The organism is Kordia sp., assembly GCF_045105435.1.
Taxonomy (GTDB): Bacteria; Bacteroidota; Bacteroidia; order Flavobacteriales; family Flavobacteriaceae; genus Kordia.
The window spans coordinates 1-5,086 of sequence record NZ_JBGCDL010000237.1; the positions used below are offsets into that span (position 1 = coordinate 1).

The 5,086-nt window shown below is 32.1% G+C and carries 6 protein-coding genes; 5 read left to right on the forward strand and 1 reads right to left on the reverse strand.

The window, feature by feature from the left end; all coding sequences use genetic code 11:
• The 5 genes from AB8B65_RS12175 to AB8B65_RS12195 all read left to right on the forward strand — a co-directional run.
• Positions 1 to 760 (forward strand): SPFH domain-containing protein (locus AB8B65_RS12175; RefSeq protein WP_405301309.1); only part of this gene is annotated, 760 nt, incomplete at its 5' end.
• Between the two features lie 84 nt (positions 761 to 844).
• On the forward strand, positions 845 to 1,369 hold the full coding sequence (locus tag AB8B65_RS12180; protein WP_405301310.1) for a hypothetical protein: 525 nt from the start codon (positions 845 to 847) through the stop codon (positions 1,367 to 1,369).
• 176 nt (positions 1,370 to 1,545) lie between these two features.
• The gene (locus AB8B65_RS12185; protein ID WP_405301312.1) at positions 1,546 to 2,655 is read left to right on the forward strand and encodes a serine hydrolase domain-containing protein; all 1,110 of its coding nucleotides are present in this window, start codon (positions 1,546 to 1,548) and stop codon (positions 2,653 to 2,655) included.
• Between the two features lie 122 nt (positions 2,656 to 2,777).
• Complete coding sequence (locus AB8B65_RS12190; RefSeq protein ID WP_405301313.1) at positions 2,778 to 3,824, forward strand: sensor histidine kinase; 1,047 nt, start codon at positions 2,778 to 2,780, stop codon at positions 3,822 to 3,824.
• Entirely contained in the window at positions 3,821 to 4,504 is a 684-nt protein-coding gene (locus AB8B65_RS12195; RefSeq protein WP_405301314.1) for a LytR/AlgR family response regulator transcription factor, read from the forward strand. Before AB8B65_RS12190 ends, AB8B65_RS12195 begins: the two co-directional genes overlap by 4 nt.
• 266 nt (positions 4,505 to 4,770) lie before the next feature.
• Here the strand turns inward: AB8B65_RS12195 and AB8B65_RS12200 are convergent.
• The coding region (locus tag AB8B65_RS12200; protein WP_405301316.1) for a T9SS type A sorting domain-containing protein at positions 4,771 to 5,086 on the reverse strand (316 nt) is incomplete at its 5' end.

Sequence of the window (5,086 nt, forward strand, 5' to 3'; positions counted from 1 at the left end):
AATTGCAGGAAAATTAAGTTTAAAAATCCAGCAATTAGACGTTATTATTGAAACAAAAACGAAAGATGATGTATTTGTCCGTTTAAAAGTTTCAGTTCAATATAAAGTAATCAAACTTAAAGTAGAAGATGCTTTTTATAAGTTAGATTATCCGCACGATCAAATTACATCGTATGTATTTGATGTAGTTCGTGCCGAAGTTCCAAAAATGATTTTGGATGATGTATTCTTACGTAAAGATGATATTGCAATTGCTGTAAAAGCTGAATTGAATGACGCCATGATAGAATATGGTTATGATATCATTAAAACACTTGTAACTGATATTGACCCTGATGCGCAAGTAAAAGAAGCCATGAACCGAATTAATGCTGCCGATAGAGAAAAAACTGCTGCACAATATGAAGGAGATGCACAACGTATTTTAATCGTTGAAAAAGCAAAAGCAGAAGCAGAAAGCAAGCGTTTACAAGGGCAAGGTATTGCCGATCAGCGTCGTGAAATTGCACGTGGTTTGGAAGAATCTGTAGAAGTATTGAATAAAGTTGGAATTAACTCGCAAGAAGCATCTGCCTTAATTGTAGTAACTCAACATTATGATACACTACAAGCTATTGGTCAGGAAACAAATAGTAATTTAATTTTACTACCAAACTCGCCACAAGCAGGAAGCAATATGCTAAACGATATGGTTGCTAGTTTTACCGCAAGTAATCAAATTGGTGAAGCGATGAAAAATCAGAAAAAGAAAAGTGAGTAATTAAACACTTTTTATATAAAAACCCAAAATGGCACGATTTTGGGTTTTTTCCATTATATTAAAAAATTATAACACTCCATCAACATGAAAAAAATCACGTTACTCCTATTTGTATTTTGTGCTACACACGTATTTTCACAAGATATGAAAACGCTAAAATCAAGCGCAAAGAAAGACGCACAAGCTGCTTGTGACGCAACTATAAAAGAAGATTTTAAAACCTTACTTACGTACACACATCCAAACATTTTAAATGCTGCTGGCGGCGCTGATGTTATGGAAGAATATTTAAAAACTACATTTTCGCAAATGAAGGCAGGTGGATTTGCGTATGAAATTGCAGAAACAAAATCGGTTTCTAACATTGTAAAAGAACAAGGAGAATATCGCTGTTATGTAGAAAATTACAACGTAATGAAAATGAGCGGAAAGCGCATTATTTCAACAAGTTATATGTTAGGTTTTTATAATGAAACTGCTAAAAAATGGACATTCGTAGAAGCCAAAGAAATGAAAGATACGGGTTCAATTATTGCGTATTTCCCAGATTTTAAAACGTCTTTAAAAATTCCGGAGAATACGATGGAAATGACAGAGATTAAAGAGTAAGAAATATTTAGAAACGTTATGCTGAACTTGATTCAGTGTCAATTCAGAATCTCATAACAAATGGAAATCTATTTAATGAGATTTTGACGCTCATCAAAAATTTATAAACGTTCGTCAAACGAATTGTATAGTCTTCGTTTTATGTGGTTATTTTGAAGTATCAAAAAACAATCATCATGAAACGAAGACTTATTTATTTTATTACTATTTTTTTATGTGTGTATTCGGTGCTTTCACAAGAAAAAGCCATAAACAACATTGATACTGCTACACTGTCTTCCGAAATACGAAAAGTCATTGCTGAAAACAGTGAACTTTTTCCAAATAACACACAACTTTCTATTGCGTTAATTGATGGCGAAACCACAAATTATATTGGAGTAATTCGTAAAAACGACACCTTACAAAGTATTGACAATAAAGAAGGGGTTTTTGAAATTGGCTCCAATACAAAAGTGTTTACTTCACTCCTACTTTCGCATCAAATTCAGGCAGGAAACCTTCAACTGAATGATAAATTGGTAGATATATTATCGTTTCCGATAGAAAAATCATCAAAGAAAATAAACGAAATTAGCCTAAAAATGCTTGCTAACCATTCATCTGGTTTGCCAAGATTGCCAAAAAATATCTTTCCGCTATTACAAGAAAACATGGAAAATCCATATAAAAAATATACAGTTGACCTGTTGCAAACGTATTTGAAAAATGAAATAGCTTTGGACAATATTCCTGGAAAAGTGAGTGCATATTCCAACTTAGGCGCAGGATTGTTAGGATACATTCTAACAGAAAAAACGAAGAAATCGTATGAAAATTTACTGCAAGAACATATTTTGAAACCGTTACAAATGCACAATACCACTACTCTTTTATCAAAAGTAGAGCAATCTCAATTGGTTAAAGGTTTGAAAGCAGATGGTACAGAAAACTCCAATTGGGATTTTACAGATGCGCTTGTTGGCGCTGGCGGAATAAAATCGAATGTAGTTGATATGGAGAAATTTATCCGTAAGAACTTCAAAGAAGATGCTGTTTATAATGTACCGCAACAAGCAACGATCAACGTAAACAAAATGGTTCAAGTTGGTTTGGGCTGGCATATTATTACGAAAGAAGGAAAAACAGTATTGTTTCACAACGGCGGCACTGGCGGATATTCATCGTGTATGATTATTGATAAAGAAAATAAAAAAGCTGTTGTACTGCTCACAAATGTTTCTGCTTTTAGTCCACAGAATCCAAAAATTGATAATTTATGTTTTACTTTGATTGAACTTTTGTAGCTTTTATAAAAAACTACAAAAGTTCGTCAAACTAAACTTGATTCGGTTTCTCATAACAATTAAAATATATATTTAGTGAGATGCTGAATCAAGTTTAGCATGACTTTTCAAAAAATAATACCATGTCAAAAACAAAACTATACATACTTATTTTAGGACATCTTGTTTTTTGGGTGTTGAATTATTTGTACATCACCACAGGAAATTTGACCTGGATGGGATTTGACAATCAGTCGGGTTCGCTTGGTTTTGTATATAGTTACGGAATGGTTTTCAACGCGTTTTTGTGCTATATTCAAGTTTTTTGGTTGGTTCCTGCTTTTTTTATCAAGCATAAAAAATTAAAATTTTGGACGTATTCGTTGTTGATTTTGATTGGAATCACTTTCGTGGAAAGTTACATAGATACACGAGTTGCTTCACAGTATAACTTACTTACGCCAGAAACGCCTTTGCCGCTTGTCATTTTTGGAATTTTTATTCAAAATGCATTCTTTCACATTTTATATACCGCTTTTGGATTTTTATATCGCTTTTTGTTTGAATATAGAAATGCAGAACGCGCCAAACAAATTTTATTAAAAGAGACACATCAAACAGAATTAAAATACTTAAAAGCACAGTTAAATCCACACTTTCTATTCAACGGAATCAACAGCGTTTATCATTTAATTGGTAACAATAACAAGTTAGCAAAAGATACATTATTGCAGTTTTCGGGCTTATTGCGGTACCAATTGTATGAAAGTAGCGAAGCCTTTATTCCGTTGGAAAAAGAATTGGATTATGTGTTGCAATATATTCGTTTGGAAGCCATTCGAAAAGGCGATGATATTGTATTAAAATACACTATTGATTTTGAACATGCTTCGCTAAAAATTGCACCATTATTGCTGACTCCTTTTATTGAAAATGCATTTAAACATATAAGTCATCATGAGGAAGCAGAAAAAAATAGCATTGTAATTACTATTGAAGAAGCTGCGCATAAAATTGTATTATCTGTAAAAAATACCACGGATGTCACTTTACAACAAATAAAAATTGGTGGTGTTGGTTTGCAAAATGTACAACGAAGATTGGCACTTTTATATCCTGAAAAGCATACCTTAACAATTATTGAAAAGGACGATTTTTATCAAGTTGATTTAATTATTGATATGAAATGAAAACACTAAACTGTATTATTATTGACGATGAACCGTTGGCAAGAAAAGGCTTGGAAACCTATTGTAATGATATTTCTTTTTTAAATGTAGTTGGTGTGTGTAAAAATGCATTGCGAGCAAATGAAATATTACACGAACAAACGGTTGATTTGATTTTTTTGGATATTAATATGCCAATTGTATCTGGATTGGATTGGCTAAAAAGTTTACCCACTTCTCCAATGGTTATTATGACAACTGCCTATCCACAATATGCGCTAGAGAGTTTTTCGTATGAAGTTATTGATTATTTGGTAAAGCCAATTTCGTTTGATCGTTTTTTGCAAGCCGTAAATAAAGCCTATCGTTTAACTAAAACAACTGAAGACGAAGCAGTCTTTTTTGTGAAGCGTGATAAATCGCTCAAAAAAATAAAGCTTGACCAAGTTTTGTTTGTGGAAGCCATGCAAAATTATGTAAAAATTGTAACGACTACAGAAACTATTATTACACATACAACTTTGAAACAATTGCGAGACAAATTGCCAAATGAGTTTTTTGTACAAACACATAAATCGTATTTGGTTTCTAAAGCACAAGTTTCTGAAATTTTAGGAAATCAGATTTTGATTGGCGCGCACACAATTCCGATTAGTGTACGATTGAAAAAGGAGGTTTTACAGCAAATTTTAAATTCGTAAATCAAAAATCCACACACTTCACCTCAACTTCGTTATTTTTAATTTTTAAGTAGTTTTTAGCGCAGTTCTTCATTAAACAAATAAAGTGGTTTCGAGTTTGTTTTATATGTGTAAAAACGCTTCTAAAAAGGTTATTTTTGATAAATGATTTAGATCGTTTTATTAGAAAGTATAAACAAAATCTATACTTCATTTTTAAGTAAAAAAAATCCCAAGAACGTACTGTTCTCAGGATTTTTTATAATGGTTGGATTGGTGTTACTCTTTTAGTTTACAATCAACTTTTTTGTCAGTGTTTGATTTCCTATTGTAATTCGTACAAAGTATAATCCTGTTCCGTATTGAGAAACATCTAGTTTTTGTCGTGCATTCGCATTAAAACGTGTTTCTTTTGTTTTTGAAATGCTTTGTCCAATGCTGTTTAGCAATTCTATTTGGTAGGTATTTCCAATAGTCGTATTAATTACCACATCAACATTGCTTGTGGCTGGATTTGGATACATAGAAATTGCGCGGTCTAAGGTGTTTTCGCTTACAGATAAAATTGACGATTCAACTTTAATATTATCAATATATATACTG